Annotated in this window: 10 protein-coding genes; all 10 read left to right on the top strand. The window is 49.3% G+C overall.

What is annotated here, in order from left to right; translation table 11 throughout:
- The first annotated feature begins 72 nt into the window (after positions 1 to 72).
- Positions 73 to 4,731: a hypothetical protein gene (locus KQI65_09850; protein ID MCB2205040.1), complete on the top strand. Its 4,659-nt coding sequence runs from the start codon at positions 73 to 75 to the stop codon at positions 4,729 to 4,731.
- Between the two features lie 126 nt (positions 4,732 to 4,857).
- Positions 4,858 to 6,789 (top strand): AIPR family protein, encoded by a 1,932-nt coding sequence (locus KQI65_09845; protein MCB2205039.1) that lies wholly within the window; start codon positions 4,858 to 4,860, stop codon positions 6,787 to 6,789.
- An 80-nt stretch (positions 6,790 to 6,869) separates the two neighbouring features.
- On the top strand, positions 6,870 to 8,957 hold the full coding sequence (locus KQI65_09840; GenBank protein MCB2205038.1) for a GNAT family N-acetyltransferase: 2,088 nt from the start codon (positions 6,870 to 6,872) through the stop codon (positions 8,955 to 8,957).
- 13 nt (positions 8,958 to 8,970) lie between these two features.
- Positions 8,971 to 9,450: an ASCH domain-containing protein gene (locus KQI65_09835; protein MCB2205037.1), complete on the top strand. Its 480-nt coding sequence runs from the start codon at positions 8,971 to 8,973 to the stop codon at positions 9,448 to 9,450.
- 106 nt (positions 9,451 to 9,556) lie between these two features.
- Complete coding sequence (locus KQI65_09830; GenBank protein ID MCB2205036.1) at positions 9,557 to 10,054, top strand: hypothetical protein; 498 nt, start codon at positions 9,557 to 9,559, stop codon at positions 10,052 to 10,054.
- Positions 10,055 to 10,310: 256 nt separating this feature from the next.
- Entirely contained in the window at positions 10,311 to 10,859 is a 549-nt protein-coding gene (locus KQI65_09825; GenBank protein ID MCB2205035.1) for a GIY-YIG nuclease family protein, read from the top strand.
- 166 nt (positions 10,860 to 11,025) lie between these two features.
- Positions 11,026 to 13,560: a DEAD/DEAH box helicase family protein gene (locus tag KQI65_09820; protein ID MCB2205034.1), complete on the top strand. Its 2,535-nt coding sequence runs from the start codon at positions 11,026 to 11,028 to the stop codon at positions 13,558 to 13,560.
- A 49-nt stretch (positions 13,561 to 13,609) separates the two neighbouring features.
- Entirely contained in the window at positions 13,610 to 16,150 is a 2,541-nt protein-coding gene (locus tag KQI65_09815; GenBank protein ID MCB2205033.1) for an EVE domain-containing protein, read from the top strand.
- Positions 16,143 to 17,498, top strand: a complete 1,356-nt coding sequence (locus KQI65_09810) for an McrC family protein (protein MCB2205032.1) — start codon at positions 16,143 to 16,145, stop codon at positions 17,496 to 17,498. The genes KQI65_09815 and KQI65_09810 overlap by 8 nt, the downstream gene beginning before the upstream one ends.
- Positions 17,495 to 17,875, top strand: coding sequence for a hypothetical protein (locus tag KQI65_09805; GenBank protein ID MCB2205031.1), 381 nt, complete (start codon positions 17,495 to 17,497; stop codon positions 17,873 to 17,875). Before KQI65_09810 ends, KQI65_09805 begins: the two co-directional genes overlap by 4 nt.
- The last annotated feature ends 126 nt before the right edge of the window (positions 17,876 to 18,001 follow it).

Raw genomic sequence — 18,001 nt, 5'->3', positions numbered from 1 at the left:
AGAAGAACGTCCCCACGCAGAGCGTGGGGACGATGAACTCCCAGTAGTGACGATGAAGATGAAAGAGTAATCATGACCCTCACCGGCATACATAACCAGAACGAATTCTACTCCGCGCATTATCTCTCGGATGTGTTCGAGGGGGATGTGAAGGATACGCTGGCGGAGTGGACGCAGAGGGCAAAGGAGGATGAGAACTTCCGGGCGCCGTTCGATGCGATCGGTGCGCTGCGTAGGGATTTCTTCGCGCTGCAAAAGGAGCTGGAGGGGGTGAAGGATGGGGGAGATGTGTTGAGTATTCAGTCCGGCTTCGTCCGAGACCTGCTCACCGCTCTCGGTTACAGCTACCACCCGCAGGTTTTCCAGGCGGGGGACTACGCCGTGACAACGATCGCTGCGGAGCAGCGCTCGTCGGGCAGTGCATTGTTGTGGGCGATTGAGGTTGCGGGGGTGAACGGGGACGGGGGATCGAATCCGTTGGACCTGGAGCTGCATTCGTCGCAGTATACGGAAGAGGTACCGGAAGAGCAGCGGCTGCTGGGGAAGCCGTTGGAAGAGGTGATTGACGATGTGATCTATCGAATGGACGAACCGCCGCGCTGGCTGCTGCTCTGTAGCGGGGACATGCTGGTGCTGGTGGATCGCAGCAAGTGGAATGAGAAGCGTTTGCTGAGCTTCGACCTTCGGGAAATTCTCGATCGGAGGGAATCGCAGACGCTGCGCGCGATGGCGATCCTCCTCCACCGCGACTGTGTGGCACCGGGCGAAGGTACGCCGATGCTGGATACGCTGGATGAAAGCGCGCACAAGCATGCCTACGCGGTGTCGGAGGATCTCAAGTTCAGCATGCGCGAGGCGGTGGAATTGCTGGGAAACGAGGCGGTGTGGTATCTGCGCTATGTCAGCAAGGAGAAGGTGTACGACGGCTCCATTTCGCCCGAGCAACTCAGCGGCGAGTGCCTGCGGTATATCTACCGCCTGCTTTTCCTGTTCTTCATCGAAGCGCGTCCCGAACTCGGCTACGCCCCGATGTCCAGTCGCGAATACCTGGGTGGCTATTCCCTCGAATCCCTCCGCGACCTGGAGATGCTGGAACTGGAAAGCGAGGAGGCAAGGGACGGCAGTTTCATCCACCAGTCCCTCACCCATCTCTTCCATCTCATCTACAACGGCTATAATCTCGTGGAGCAGCTGCAGACAGACGTCCTTCACGACAGCTTCTCCATGCAGCCGCTGAAAAGCCACCTCTTCGATCCCGACCGCACGCCCATCCTCTCCCGCGTCCGCTTCCGCAACCACGTGCTACAGAGGATTATCCGCCTGATGTCCCTCTCACGTCCCAAACGCGGTAAGCGTCCGGGACGCATCAGCTACGCCCGCCTCGGCATCAATCAGCTGGGCGCGGTGTATGAAGGACTCCTTTCCTACACGGGCTTCTTCGCGGAAGAGGACATGTACGAGGTGAAGAAGAAGGGGAAGGATCCTTCGCCCCTCGAGCGCGCGTTCTTCGTGACCGAAGCCGAGCTGCGGGATTACGAGGAAGAGGAGAAGGTGCTGGATGAGGACGGCAGGGTGAAGAAATATGAGAAGGGCCGTTTCATTTACCGGCTGACGGGACGCAGCAGGGAAACGTCTGCGTCCTATTACACGCCCGAAGTGCTGACGCAATGTCTGGTGAAGTATGCGCTGAAGGAGCTGTTCAAGGAGAAAAGCGCCGACGACATCCTGCACCTCAAGGTCTGCGAGCCCGCCATGGGCAGCGCGGCCTTCCTCAACGAGTACGTCAACCAGGCATCCGAGGCCTACCTGCAGCGCAAGCAAAAGGAAACGGGACGCGTCATCCCGCACGACAGCTACGTCCGCGAGAAGCAAAAAGTCAAAGCCTGGCTTGCCGACAACTGTGCATACGGAGTGGATCTCAATCCTGTAGCCGTGGAACTGGCTGAAGTTTCACTCTGGCTCAACACCATCCACCGCGAAAGTCTCGTCCCCTGGTTCGGCAATCAGCTCGTCGTCGGCAATTCTCTCATAGGTGCCCGCAGGCAGGTCTTTCCCATTTCCAGCCTGAAGGCGAAGAAGAAAGACGATCTGTGGCTGAACCTTGTCCCTGACCGCATCATGCCCGGCCAGGATCGTCCTGCCGACACCATCTACCATTTCCTCCTGCCGGACAACGGGATGGCAAATTATAATGACAAGGTTGTCAAGGCCATGGTCCCGGATGAAATAGCTAAAATCCGCAAATGGTCGGGAAGAGGCGGATTCATGGATCCGCCCAATACCGAGGAAATCAAAATCCTCCAAAGGCTGTCCACAGCCATAGACGGATTATGGTCCCACCATATCGAAACTCGCAGGCGCATCGAGGAAGAGACCGAGGATGAAATCGACATCTTCGGTCATGAGAAGGACGGCGGACATCATGAGAAGCTGAACCTGGCGCAGAAAGACCGGTTGCTGGCTAGGGAGCTGTATGGAGAGGGATTGGAGAACAGCAGTGCTTACCGCAGGCTGAAACTGGTGATGGACTACTGGTGCGCCCTGTGGTTCTGGCCCATACAGGAAGCCGATGTCCTACCGTCCCGCACTCAGTACCTTGAAGACCTGACACTGATTCTGGAAGGCAGGCAGGAAGCCGTTCCTGACAAACCGCAGTCCGAGCTCTTCCCCGAGAGCGTGGACGAAAAGCAGCAGCTCGAACTGCTCGAGCGCTACGGTATCATCGACGTCGACGAGCTTTGTGACGCCAATCCCCGCCTCGGCATCGTCCGCCGCATCGCCGCGGAGAACACCTTCCTGCACTGGGAGCTGGAATTCGCTGAAATCTTCGCCGACCGCGGCGGTTTCGACCTTATACTTGGAAATCCCCCCTGGATCAAGATCGAATGGAACGAAGGCAGCGTCCTCGGTGACGCCGACCCCCGCTTCGTCGTCCGCAAGCACTCCTCCAAGCAGCTCGCCGACCTCCGCGAAGACACCCTCGACCGTCTAGACCTTCAGCGCACCTACCTCGACGCCTTCACCGTCTCCGAAGGCACGCAGAACTTCCTCAACGGCAAGCAGAACTACCCACTGCTGCAGGGGATGCAGAGCAATCTGTACAAATGCTTTCTGCCTACAGCCTGGATGGTGGGGAATGAACAGAGTGCGTCGGGATTCCTGCATCCGGAGGGAGTGTACGACGATCCGAAGGGAGGAAAACTGCGCGCGGCGCTTTATCCGAGACTTAGGGCGCATTTTCAGTTTCAAAATGCATTAATGCTATTCCCTATAGCTCATCGAGAAAAATATAGTCTAAATATCCACTCAAGGCCTCGCGACGTTAAGTTCATAACAATAGCAAATGTCTTTCATCCGAAGATCATTGACCAATGTATCCAACACGACGGGAAGGGCGCAGTACCGAGGATGAAAAATGAATTTGATGAATGGGACTTGAGAGGGCACAGGATGCGTGTTCTCGAAATATCTGAGGATGAGCTTCAGGCAATAGCTCGGCTTTCAGGCGGAATAGGAGATTGTAAAGAGACAAAACTACCATCAATACATTCTAAGGAACTATTAGCTGCCCTACTCAAATTTGGATCGCACAACCATAGACTATATCAAGATTCAGAGGTATGGTACGCCAGCGAGATGTGGCATGAAACATATGCGCAAGAGGACAATTTAATTATACGAAGGACTGATTTTCCGGAGACAGAGAAGGAGCTAATCTATTCTGGTCCACACTTCTATATAAATAACCCGTTATATAAAACACCTAAGCCTGTATGCACCGAGAAAAGCCACTATGATATTATTGATCATGATGCAATTGATAATGCGTATAGCCCACGAACCAATTATTTACCAAATGTTTCTATTGCGGACTATGACGATAAGGTCCCAACAGTGCCATGGGATAGCAGATCAAAAGTTACTGATCACTACAGATTGATTTTTCGCAAAATGATGGGACCGGCAAACGAGAGAACAATGATTAGTGCAATCTTGCATCCTGGCGCCGGGCATATACATAGTGTGCTAAGTGTTGTGTTTAAGGATGTTCGTGATATGGTGCTGTTTGCAGGCTTGTGTAGCACTATTGTGTTTGACTTTCTGATTAAAACATCTGGAAAAACCAATGTAGGAGTCGATGTTTTAGGCACGCTACCATTCCTTACAGAATATAGAAATAAAGTGATGCTGCGCGCGCTATACGCAAATAGCATTACTGAAAAATATTCTGACTTGTGGAACGCTGTATGGATGCCCAGCTTTACGAATGATGGGTGGTATTGCACAGATAGCAGGTTAAGTGGAATTGAATATAGTAAGATGAATGATGATTGGTATGATAGCTATGTCGGTTTATCAGACTATGCACGGCGATGGATTCAGCTAGAACTAGATGTTTTGGTAGCAAAATCGCTAGGTCTAACGTATAACGAACTTATAGCTATGTACAAAATACAATTCCCCGTGCTTTACTACAATGACAATGAAACGTGGTACGACAGCAAAGGGAAAATCATATATACTGCGAGCAGAGGGCTTGGAGGGGTTGGTTTAGATCGGAGCAGATGGGAAGAGGTAAAGATGAAGTCAATTGGTATAGTTAGCAAGACAATCAAAGACGAAACAGTGGCGAGTGGCCCAAAGATTAGGACTATTGACTATTTCGCGCCATTCACTAGATGTAATAGAGAAAAAGACTACCAAAACATATGGACTTCTTGCGATCCATGAAATTAAATTACTAGGGGTCTTTAGCTCAATAGGTTACGTCGCAAATGTTTGTAAGTATAGCAGAGCTGGGTTCTTTGCAGATAATCAATGTATCACGTGTAAGCAGTATTAGTAGAGGTTCATATTATGAAAGATATTATCCTGAAATCCTACGTTGAAAAATTTGATGTGGACAATGGGCTTGGAGGTGGACAGATTGAAAGGAGCTTTCAATACTTCTCAACTGCGATGTTTCTCCATAAATTGCAACTAGCAGATAGGCAAGACTATACGGAAATGGATGTTGATGGGCAAAACGATGCAGGCATCGACATGATAGCAATATTCATAAATGATCATCTAGTAACGGATGTATCGGATGTAGAGCATTTCGTCGGAACTGGAAAGGCAATCGAAGTGAAATTTGTCTTTGTACAGGCAAAAACATCAGATAGTATTGAAGTCGCTACCCTCTTACGGTTTTACGCTGGAGTGAAAGATTATTTCAGCGACGAGCATAAGTATCCCTTTAATGAAGCATTGGAAGAGTATTATAATATCAAAAATCATATATTCAGGAATGCTTTCATCTTTAAGGAATACCCTGAAGTGCATGTTGTTTATGCGACAACATCCGAGAGGGGCCCACAAGCGGATCAGATTGCAGCCCAAGCTGATTCGGAGGTGTTACTTAATAATATGAAGTTATTCTCTAAGATAGAGCACCATTTCATTGGTTCTGAGGAGCTCCGAAGCACCTACGAGGATATGCTGAGAGATAACCAGGCATCCATCGAAATGGATGGAGAGATCGCGTTTCCTCAGATCAATGGTGTAAGTGACGCAGTTGTAGGTACTGTTAAGTCCTCAGAGTTTATCAAGCTCCTTGAAAAGAATGGTGTCCTCAATAGAGATGTGTTCTATGAGAACGTCAGAGATTTCCAAGGCATGAACGAAGTAAACCTCGAGATCAACGAGACCGTAGTTAATGATGTTACGAGAAGGTGGTTCCCCCTGATGAACAATGGTATCACTCTCGTGGCTAAAACGCTTAGGATAATTGGAAGAGTGGCGCACTTGGAGGGTTATCAAATAGTAAACGGCTGTCAAACATCGAATATACTATATCAAAATCGAGATGTATCTAATAAGGGTGATTTTTTAGTCCCCGTTAAGATAATTGCTTCGGACGACTCTGATATTATAGGATCTGTGATAAGAGCGGCGAATAGGCAAACTGAAGTGAAGGTTGAAGCATTTGAGTCGCTATCGAGGTTTCACAAAAAATTAGAGTCATATTATGAAATTAAGAGGATGGAAAAAGGTGTAGAGTTGTATTATGAAAGACGCTCTAAGCAATATGCTTACAGTGATATCTCTCGTCTGAACATCATAACGATGCCGCAACTAGCTAAGGCGGCAGTCGCAATCTTTGACAACGAGCCACATAGTGATCATCAGTACTACGGTGCAATATTAAAGGAAAAGCGTAGAAAGCTGTTTCTTGATAGTCACAAAAGCGATCCGTATTTCATCTGTGGGCTGTTAATATTGAAAGTCAGTAAATATATGTATAATAGTGATAAGCAATTAACAAAATACCGTCCGCAGATAATGATGCTTGTACGTATGATGCTAGGTGACGGCAGGGTGCCGCCGTTCAACTCTAGGAAAATAGCTGAATACTGCAAGGTACTAGAAGATAAAATTATGAATGATGACATACTGAATAAAGCAATAAATGACTCGATACGTATCATTCAGCGGGAACTTGATAGTTATGATGAATCGGCTCGTCCTTGGAGGTATAAGGCGTTTACAGCGGAGATTATCTCATACGTAGATGGTAGCAATGATAAGATACAATTAATTGATGAATGTGGAACAATTGATTGGTTTAGTCTTGAAAAGGGGTATGGGGTTGTGATATCAGATCTAGATGGTAGATCATTGTTTGTCAAGTACGATTGGTTTGCCAACTATGATTATGCGGTCGCAGCGAAAGGTAAGAGAGTAAAGTACGTGCGATCGAGAAGCCTAGATAAAGATATAGCGATGGACGTAGTATTAATATCATAAATGTTAACGGAAGTATTCAACTATGAACGGTGAATAGTATATATTGTGCTAATAATGTACAATAATATGGTATATTGAAAATGAGCGTGATTACCTGCAGCATATGCGACTGTGATGAGCTGACGTATGTAATCGAACTTGGGAATAGGAACTCAAAAACCTTAGGATTCCTTCCGGCAGGTGCTTACAATACATATTGTGAACAGGAGAAAATTATTGTTGCAAAGCACGATGAGGTGATTGTAGGATATCTTCTCTATTCAGAGGTGCGACGAAGAAGGCAGGCCTACATTGTTCATCTGTGCGTTGAGCAGGGCCATAGAAGGAAAGGTGTATCGCGTTCGCTTTTCGAGCACTTTGAAAGCAAAACGAAGGAGCTATATACAGGTGTCAGGGTGCGTTGTCGGAGAGACTATGCTGCCAATAAGTTGTGGCCACGACTTGGGTTTAAGCCTGTAGCAGAAATGGATGGGAGAAGTAAATGGGGTTCACGACTTACTGTATGGTGGTACGACTATGGGCACCCTGACTTATTTACTGATACGGAGGAAGTCGACTCTGCAACGAAAGTGTGCGTGACGCTTGATGCAAATATATTTTTCCAAATCGAGCGGTTGTGTGAACACGTAAGTAAGGATGTAGATTATCTGAAGGCAGATTGGATTGATAGCAGAGTACAGTTATCTTTGACGAATGAGATTTATAATGAGATCAATAGAAATCCTGATGAGAGCGCAAGATACAAAAACAGAAAAGCAGCAAGAAAATATAAAATCCTATCACAAGATGGCCTAAATGTGGAGCGCCTTGCCCACGATATTGCATTAATCGTTGGTGACAAAGATACAGAGAGCGCCAGATCGGATTCCAGGCATCTCGCTATCGCAGCGCTCTCGCGTGCAGAGGTTTTTGTGACGCAGGATCGGTTGTTGCTTCGATCTTCGGTAGAATTGTCATCACAGCTATCTGTAGATGTGATGACTCCGACTGAGCTGGTCTTACGGATAGACGAATTGATTAGTAAGGCCGATTATCAACCAGTAAGGTTTGCTGGATCGACCTATTCAGTAGGTAACGTAAGAGCTACGGAGTATAATAGAATATTAGATGTATTCCATAGAACGGAAGGAGTTAAGCGTCGTCGATTTGAGGCTGAGCTCAAAGAGGCTCTGATGGACGGAGGAGGTCAACATGTGGAGATCGTATGGTCTGAGCGCAGGGAGCCTCTATTTATTTATTATGTTAAGACACTTCGCGCTGGGTGGCATGAGGTCAGCTTGTTTAAAACTGCAGGTGCAGATTATGAAGATACCATGGCTCGTTTTGTTATTTCAGGACTGGTTGAACGACTTGTAGATAGTGGCACTGCCATAGTGATGGCTCGCGAAAAGGTATTAGCAACCGTTATGAAGAGGGCATTTGAGGAAAACGGTTTCGTTTATACTAATGGTATCTTTATAAAGATCGCGTTACGACACTATGGTGATTCAAGAAGCGCGGCAAATGAGTTGGAGGCGCTAAGTGAACGATACCGAGCGCATTCTGATGTAATGTTTGTAATAGGGCGTATGGTCAGAGGGCTACTGCATAATCAAGCGCGTCAGCTATTATATTATGAAAGGAAATTATGGCCATGTAAGCTGTCGGATGTTGGTTTACAATTGTACATAATCCCGATAAAGCCAATATGGGCTATGAAAATGTTTGAGAGTCGAATTGCTTCTGGTGATTTGTTCGGGTCGGACCCCAGGCTCATGTTTAACTATGAGAACGTATATTACCGATCCGCTATTGGTGTGGAAATTCAGGCGCCTGCGAGAATATTGTGGTATGTAAGTCAGGATCCGAAACGTGGCGTCTTAGAAGGAGCCATTCGTGCCGTATCATATTTGGATGAAGTGTCAGTCGGTAAGCCCAAGGAGCTATATTCTAAATACAGAACATTAGGGGTGTATCGATGGAATGAGTTAGTTGAGACTGCTAAAGGTGATTATGACAACAATATTATGGCGCTACGATTTAGTAATACAGAAATATGTAAGAAACCACTTGGCATATCAAAGATGCGCGATATATGGAAACACAACTTTAAGCATGGTCTATGTGTTCAAGGTCCAATGAGGATTACTGAAAAAATGTATGAAATAATCAACCAAGAAATAATGTGATTCTAGCATGTGTATGAATGACCATGGATTGTTGATACCAATAAAGCAAAAATGGGTATCGATGATTCTTTCTGGATGTAAGACTGTTGAGATGAGAAGGGTAATGCCCAGGCGAGCAAGAGAAGGGTCCCTTGCGTTTATCTATGCAACATCGCCAATACAGGCGATTGTGGGCGCATTTAGGATAGAGAGACTGTTGTATGGGAACCTAGACGAGATATGGCGTCAAGTAGGTGAAGAATCGTGTTTGACTGAGCCTGAATATTATAGGTACTATTGCGGGAAGGATAAGGCGGTGGCTATTGCCATTGGGCCAACATGGACGTTCAGTAATCCGCTAGCATTGGAGGACATGCAGAATAGGTATAACCTCTATGCGCCACAGAGTATTATATACCTGGATAGCGATACTAGGAGAACGCTTTTTAACGTAGACAAGCAGTTAGGTGGCTGCATGTCATCTATCAATATGTCCGAACCAATTATAGAATAAATAGTCAGTGCTCTTTTGCTACGTGCTTATTATAATAAGATGATAGAACTGCCATGTCGTTTTATACAAATGATTGATAAAAATACCAGTTGTCATTATGTAGGTAATGGTTCATTCTCATATATTCTGGCTCGACTACAGTGAAAAAGAGCGTCGCAAGATGCTCGATATCTTCCATGCGCTCGATGAGAAGGATACGATCGATGAGCATGGACTCGGTTCCATACGGGATGCGATAGCGGATCGTTTCTTACCCGGGACGGGGACAGTGCAGACGCGGGCTCGCTACCTGTTCTTCATCTCATGGATGTACATGGCGCTTGAGGAGAAGCGGGTGTCGTCAGCGAAGATTGCGGACAAGGCGCGGAATGAAGAGCTGCACCTGGTTGAGATGCTGCTGGATAAGGGGGTGACGGAAGGGGTGATCGGTCGCGTGACACGGCGGAAGCTGCCGCTGCTGCCGAGTAAAATCTATCGGCAGAGACGGGAAACCTTGGGACTATACCGATTATCTTCAACGCAGATGAATTCGTTGCGTATTTGCAAAAAATATTATCTCTGTCAGAGGGCGCACGTGGCAAAACGAACCTTGATGAGGAGATGATTGTTAAGCCATGCAGGGGGCCTGCTATCTTGTCTCCAGCAGAAGATATCCCATCTCAGCAGACCGTTGTCGTACATCAATCCGACGTCAGTGAACAACTGCACCATGAGATCCCTCAAAATGGCAACGCTTCACATGGGCCCGCTTTCTGGTGCCTTCAACGATACCACAGACAAGGTGGCCAACCAATGGCAGACCTGGTCTGAACACTGGTGGCCTTGAAGCTGTACAAATATGATCAATACAACCACACCCTATGAAGTATCAACAAACTACAAGGAACACTTGGATGTGCGAAGATAAGACGAAAGAGCAGACCACATTTTCATTTCCAGAGCAAGCGAGCGTACCCACGAGGTCTTACCATGTGATGGCCATTCACTGGCACAATGTGGGAATGGATTATGATTCATTGCCGGATGGTGTCGGTGTGTATCAGTTGTACGGAGATTCTGAAATCTATGGACCAGATGTCTTGTTGTACATTGGGCAGTCAGAGCATCTTCGCAGTCGAATCCGGCAACACATCGAGGGAATCACCCAGGCGTATCACATTCAAAACATCCGTATCAGAGCGGCAATATGTGATAAAAGCGATCGATATACTATTGAATCTATCCTTATTGCTCACTGCAAACCGAGCAGAAACGCTAATTGCTTGATGAGTGTGACTGAAAAACAAAAGTATGTATTGCTGCACAACCACGGGGATAAAGGGGTACTCCCACTCGAAATGACAAATACATATTGGGTTGAATCAGAAGATCCTGGTGAGTCACAGGAATCGGTCTCTGGAGTGGAGTGAGTAGTATGCAGACAGATGCTACTGAAACGCGAGTTGTAATGCTGGATGAATACGAAAGAGAAGTTCGAAACAAATTGGGATAATCTAAATGAGCGGTAATAGCACTTTCTCCAAGCACGATTTCTGTCGATCATTTGATCTGCCTCTGGCCAGGAAACATCCATCTGTGAAGCAGCCAGCACCGCATCAGCAAGATGCTCTGCGGGCGCTGGCGAAATGGTACAGGTCGGAGCAGGCGCCGAAGGGAGGGATTCTTGCACTCCCGACTGGCGCAGGAAAGACATTTACCGCCATTCGCTTCCTGACGAGTGGTCCGTTGTCGGATGGTTACAAGGTGCTCTGGCTTGCACATACGCATCATCTGCTCGAACAGGCGTTTTTCGGCTTCGGTCCACCCAGCGATCTGGAGGCTGTTGAGCATGGCTACGAGCTCGGTCATGTGAGGGAGCCGAGGACAAACGTGCAGGTCCGGGTGGTTTCGAATTCTGTCGGATTCTATCGAGTCCACCAGATCACGAAAGACGATGATATTGTCATCGGAACGCTCCAGACTGTGGCGCGAGCGTTTGAGGACAATAAGCAGAAAGGACTCCATGCCTTCCTCAAGTCTGCTCGTGGCAACCTGGTTGTCGTTTTCGATGAGGCGCATCACGCTCCGGCCCCGACATACCGTAAACTCATGCTAGCCATCCACCAAAAGTATCCGGCTTCGGTACATCTCGGTCTCACGGCGACACCAACCTATTCGGATGAACGCAGAATAGGCTGGCTGAAGAAGGTGTTCCCGCAGGGGATCGTGCATCAGGTACTGGCATCGGATCTGATGGCAGCAGGGGTACTTTCCCGGCCGGTGCTGGAACAGCCATCGACGCTGTACACTCCTGAATTTGACGAGCGCGAATATCAGATGTGGATGAATACATACCGGGATTTACCCGAGAACATCATTGATCAACTCGCACAGAGCCGCGAGCGCAATGCCATGATCGCGGATACCTATGTAAACAAACGTGAACTGTACGGAAAAACACTGATGTTTGCCGATCGCTGGTACCAGTGTGATCAGCTGCGTGAAATGCTGCGCAACAGGGGAGTGCGTGCAGATGTGGTGTATTCACAGGTCGATCGTGGTGGCGGGACAGCAGAGCAGAGAAATGCCAGGGATAAAAGCGAGAATGCGAAGGTACTTTCTGATTTTCGCAAGGATAAGCTTGACGTTCTCATCAATGTGCGGATGCTAACGGAAGGCACAGATGTTCCGAACGTACAGACGGTGTTCCTGACTCGTCAGACCACGAGCAAGATACTGCTTACACAAATGATAGGACGTGCGCTTCGAGGACCAAGATTCGGGGGTACGGATCGTGCGTTCATCGTGTCCTTTATCGATAACTGGAAGCAATCCATCACCTGGGCGGGCTATGATCAGATTGAAGAGGGACTCATTGAGGACGAGGAGCGATCGCAGAATCATCGTCCACCCATGCAACTCATCTCGATCGAGCTTGTACGGAAGCTTGCACGAATGCTGGATGAAGGACTAACAGTTTCCCCCGTCGCTTTCCAGAGCATGATGCCAGTTGGTTGGTATCGATGCGAATACCTGACAACCATGAATGGGGGTGATGACATGACTTCGGCGCGGCAGATGGTCATGGTGATGGAAGGGGACGAGCAGTCGTTTGTCTCCTGTATCGAGGATATGCTGAAGAAACGGAAGGATGCAGACGCTTCGGAGGAACTGAGCATCGAAACTGTTGTGAGCCGTCTTACTGCTTTTGAGAAGAAGCATTTCCAGGCTGATACGGACCGCCTTGGCGGTACCGTGCAGGATGATCTCTTCCATATTCTGCGACATATCGGGCAGCATGGACAGCCGCCGCAATTCTTCCGCTTCGAAGATAGAGAGCTGCACAATCTGGATGCGCTTGCGGAGGAGTTCAGCATGAACAGGCGCATGAATGTGTTCGAACTGGACGAATCACTTCAGGCCGAATACAACCGAAAGAGCCGTTTCTGGAACGTTTTTTACTACAACTATGACCTTTTTAAAACACAGTACGATGCATGCGTGAACCGGCTTTTGCAGCGGAATCGAAGCGGCGGGGAGTCGAGCGTGGTGTCCAAGGTAATCAAAACCACGGGGCGCGTGGCCAACCGAGAACCGTCGGACGAGGTCAAGGAACAGGTCAAACGCAGAGACAACAACACCTGTCTTTGCTGCGGAGAGGATAAGAAGCGCCTCCTGCAGATTGACCACATTGCCCCGGCATACTATGGTGGCGACAACAGCATCGAGAATCTCCAAACACTGTGTGCTCCATGCAATCAGCAGAAATCGATCAACGTCCTGAATTTTTCCAATCATAAAACGGACCTGTTGTCTGCACCGAAGGAGTTTCCCTTTTTCGCGACACCAGAGGATTGTCGCAGCGCAATCGAATGGGAGAAATATCTCCGTCGCTGTATCAACACCTTCTATCGCTGTGGTGCGGTCGAATCTGTGAAAATAGGTGGTCGAGGTGAACCCTATTACAACTGGGTGGTCACACTTTATGCCGGGAATCCCACAAAATGGCTCAAAAGGCCCGGTAAAGCGTTGCTTCGTACGATAAACGTCGCCAGGTACGAGCAGAATGTCCCACAGATTGACACGATTACGATCATGGCGCCAGAAGATAAACCGGTTGAATTAAGCTGAACCGCAAAACCTCCTTTCACCAATCACTTCACACACAGGGCAGTCCGCTATGACAATCGCCGATTCGAAACAGGATATACTGTCGTTCGTCAAATCCTACCAACGCGATACCACGTTCACTGAACGGATTCGATCACAGCTCAGCGAGTTCAAACAGCTCCATCCAAGGGATGCCTGGGGAAGGATGGCCCTCGGGGATTACGTGGTAGGCGGTGGTGATCGTTCGGGGTACTGTTATGATCTGGAGTTTGGCTTCAATGAACTGGGTGGCATACGCGGAGCGAGTGCCCGGAAGTTCGGCATCTACAGGATGAGCGGTGGTGAGATATGGTTTGACTCGTCGCTCGGGATGACTGCAGACAAGGCCTGGGAGACACTGCGTGCAGCCTATCTTCAAATGTTTGAGTTGGCCGATGCCGGCAACTGGAACGAAATCGATGAGATTCAGGCGTTATCCAATCTTCCGATGGTTTCGCTTAAGACGCTGCATATCTATTACCCGAACCACATTCTACCAGTGTATGCCCGGGATGCGATATACCATTTTCTCCTCAAGCTCGATCCACAGACACGATTGAAGCGTAATTATGATGTCGTGACGCTCAATCGCGAGCTTCTCCGTCAGATTCGTGAGATCGACCCGTTGAAGGACTGGGAAACCTGGGAGGTGGTGAAAATGCTTTACGAATGGTCTGATCCCCGCGAAGCCGAACGTATCATGAAAATCGCTCCGGGCGAGAAGGCAAAATACTGGAATGCTTGCCTTTCTGGTGGATACATCTGTGTCGGTTGGGATGAGATGGGTGACCTCGCAGAGTACGCCTCCAAAGAGGAGTTCAGAGAGCGCTTTGAGCATTATTTCCTTGAGACCTACAACAAGAAGAAGAATGCCGTTGTGCGCAAGGGCAATGAACTCTGGCGTTTGATGGAATTGCAGCCCGGTGATATTGTTGTCGCCAACCAGGGAATATCCAAAATTCTTGCGATTGGCGTTGTACAGGAGCCCGCGTATCAGTGGCGTCCTGAGCGCCAGGAATACAAACACACAGTAAACGTCAGCTGGGATGTTTCGAAACAGCAGGATATCGAACCGCAAAAGCGTTGGGGAGTCACCACTGTTCTTGAATTGTCGCCGGAAGAACTTATCCGTATTCAAACGGCCACTCCCACCACGACCCCGGCACCAACACCACTGCCTACCGGTCCGATGTATCTCCGTATGCTGCGGGAGCTTGAGCGTACGGGACAGATTGTACTGTACGGTCCCCCGGGAACAGGGAAAACCTATGTCGCCCGCCGTTTTGCCGCGTGGTGGCTGTCCAAGCGTGCAGGAAAAGATGTAGGCGTACAGGATCTCGACGGCGACCGGCTTACTGCGCTGGAGAAAAGGCTCAAGTCCTCCTCGGCCGGACGAGTGTGGTGGATGGTTGCCAGCCCCGCAAATGGCTCATGGGATGATTTCTTCAAACAGGGCTCCGTGCTGTTTACAGTCGGTCGACTCAAGCGGAATTTCCCCATGGTACAGATGGGTGACCTCGTTATCGGTTATGAATCCACACCCGTGAAGAAAATCGTTGCGATTTCACGTGTTACTTCGGGACTGTCTGCGGAGACTTCAGAGGAACAGGGCATCACACTCGAACCGATTGCGCAGCTTCATAATGGATTCACATACGAGGAGTTGCTTCAGGACGCTGTTTTGAAAGATTCTGAGCCTATGCGTTTCCGTAACCAGGGCACATTGTTCAGCCTCACATCCGACGAAGCGGAATATCTCCTCGCAACGCTGCTCGAGCGAAATCCCGAGATGCAAAATGTGATGACCGGCGAGGAAGACGTGGCGCAGCTGACCTGGTTGACATTTCATCCATCATACTCGTACGAAGATTTTATCGAAGGCTATCGTCCGGTTCCTTCTGCATCAGGCGGCATGCAGCTCCGGCTCGAAGATGGCGTGTTCAAGCGGATCTGCCGCGAAGCGCTCGCCAATCCATCAAAACCCTATCTCGTGTGCATCGATGAAGTGAACCGTTCAAACATCGCGAAGGTGCTCGGCGAGCTGGTGACTCTGCTCGAGAAGGACAAGCGCGGGATGGAAGTCGTGCTGCCCCAGAGCAAGGAGCGGTTTACCATACCTCCGAATGTCTACCTGGTCTGCACCATGAACACCGCGGATCGCAGCATCAAACTGCTGGATGCTGCTGTGCGCCGGCGTTTTTCTTTTCTCGAGGTGATGCCTGACCTGGATCTGCTCGAGGGTGTGGAGATTGACGGAATGGTGCTTCAGGATTTTCTGGCGGAACTCAATGTTCGTATCGCGAAGCGCGAGGGACGGGAAAAACTGATAGGTCATTCGTATTTCCTCAAAGACGGGACCGCCATCACATCGAAATCGGAATTCTGTGACCGGGTGCGTCACGACATTCTGCCGCTCCTCGAGGAATATTGCTATGATGACATCGAGGCGCTCGCTGAACTGCTCGGCAGTGGTATTATCGATGCGGATGCGAACACCATCGCCGAAAATGTCATTGAAGACGAGGAACAGTTCTTCAGCGCAATCCTGGAAGGCTTTTCCAACCATGATTGACGCTCCGGCACAAAAACTGCGTGCGACTCCTGTTCTGGAACTGCGGGAATGGGAAGCCGGGAAAGTTATCCACGGGCAGCACCTTTCGGCAGCGGACCGCGCAGCACTTGAGCAGCTTGCTGCGCAGAAACGAAACGCTCTATCGGTAATCGACGGGGTGGAGGGATTGCACATTCGCACCACGCAGTGGGTCGGTGTTGTACGAACACCGGAACTCTCCTTTCAGATTCGGCCCAAGTTCAGCGGAGGGCATCTCGATCTGGTAAGACTGATCGCCTACGTGTATGGGAGCGAAGGACTGTCGATCCTGAAAGAGGAAGAGTGGATGACTTCCGGTGAGGATAATCTGCTGGACCTGGTCATGACGATGTTCGTTTTCTCGACCCTGCATTTGGTGAGGCGGGGTATCATACGGGACTACCTTCTGGAAGAAGATGCTCTGCCCGTTCTACGTGGGAGTCTAGATATGCAGAAGCAGTACCGGAAGCGCTTCGGTGCTCTTGATCTACTCCATTGCCGATACGATGAGTATTCGCCTCTGATCGCCGATAATTTACTCGTTCTTGCAGGACTCGAACTCTGTGCGAAGCTTATTCCCCCCAGGGCGATTCAACCGCGCCATCGCCGTCTTCATGCCATATTTTCAGAACTCTGCGATATCCGGTGGGTGGATCCTTCAATCGCGGATGAGGAGTTTCAATATCACCGGCAGAACAGACATTACCGTTCTGCGCATGGCTATGCGCGCATGCTGCTTCGTGGCATCGGCGTTGAGGATGTCTTCACGAGGGCATCGCTGCGGAGCTACTCTTTCCTCCTCGACATGAACGCCATTTTCCAGGGATTTGTAGAGAGGTTTCTCCAGCAGATGTTCTTCGGGAGCACCGTCCGTGTCCGGACGCAGGAGAGCAGGGCCATGCACATCGTCTGGGATGAAGGGAAAGGACGCAAGCGAATTCGACCTGATATTGTATTGCGCGATACGGCGGTACCCAGTCGCTGGCTCGTTGCTGACTCAAAGTACAAGCGACTGGACACATACGACGTCTCTAACTCTGACCTCTATCAGCTTTTCCTGTACTCCTACGCCTACGATAAAGACATTCGGCGGGCATGCCTCTTTTACCCATCCGAGACCGAGCAGTTTGAATACCGCAGCTTGCGAATCCAGGACGCGCGGGGCAGGATGGGCGCACGAATCTGGATCATCGGTCTGCCCGTATCACATATTCTGCGGCATACCGCACATCTTGCTGGTGACACAGCGATCACTGATTGCCGCAACCGGCTACTGAAGATTTTAAATGATGACGCTCTCTCTGACACAGCAGTTCAGAAACACACATGAAGCGGTTTACAATTGTTCCTGGAAACTGGTATGCCATGGAGTTTATCATGGACAGCACCGATGAGGTCCAACGCTGGTATTCTCCGGTAAAGGTCCAACGGTTCTCACCGCGTCAATCCGGTGGTCGGGAGTTTGATCTTGCTTTCTTCCACGCAGCTTATCCAGCCGGAGTGCAGAATAAAGTGTATCCCTTGAGAACACTGTTTCGTACGCAATCCTTCATGATCGCGGAGCACCTTGATGAACCTGAAAGGCGGATGACGGTATTGTTGCACGCCCTTTCTGCGAGGTGGCTGAAGATCCATTTCAATATTACGGTGGACAATGATGCAGACTTGCAGGCGGCGATGGAGAATGAAACGCGGGGATACTGGTAGTGGAATGTTAGTAATCAGAATTCTCATGAGGAGTTAATATGGAAATGCAGCCAGTATTTTTCAGGGAGAAATCTGATCCTGGACGACTGCTGCCGCGGCAGGAGGTGAATTCAGGCGGCGATATCG

This window comes from bacterium (assembly GCA_020444325.1).
Taxonomy (GTDB): domain Bacteria; phylum Bacteroidota; class Ignavibacteria; order SZUA-365; family SZUA-365; genus BM516.
The sequence above is the reverse complement of the archived record's forward strand: the minus strand, read 5'-3'. Positions and strand labels throughout refer to the sequence as shown.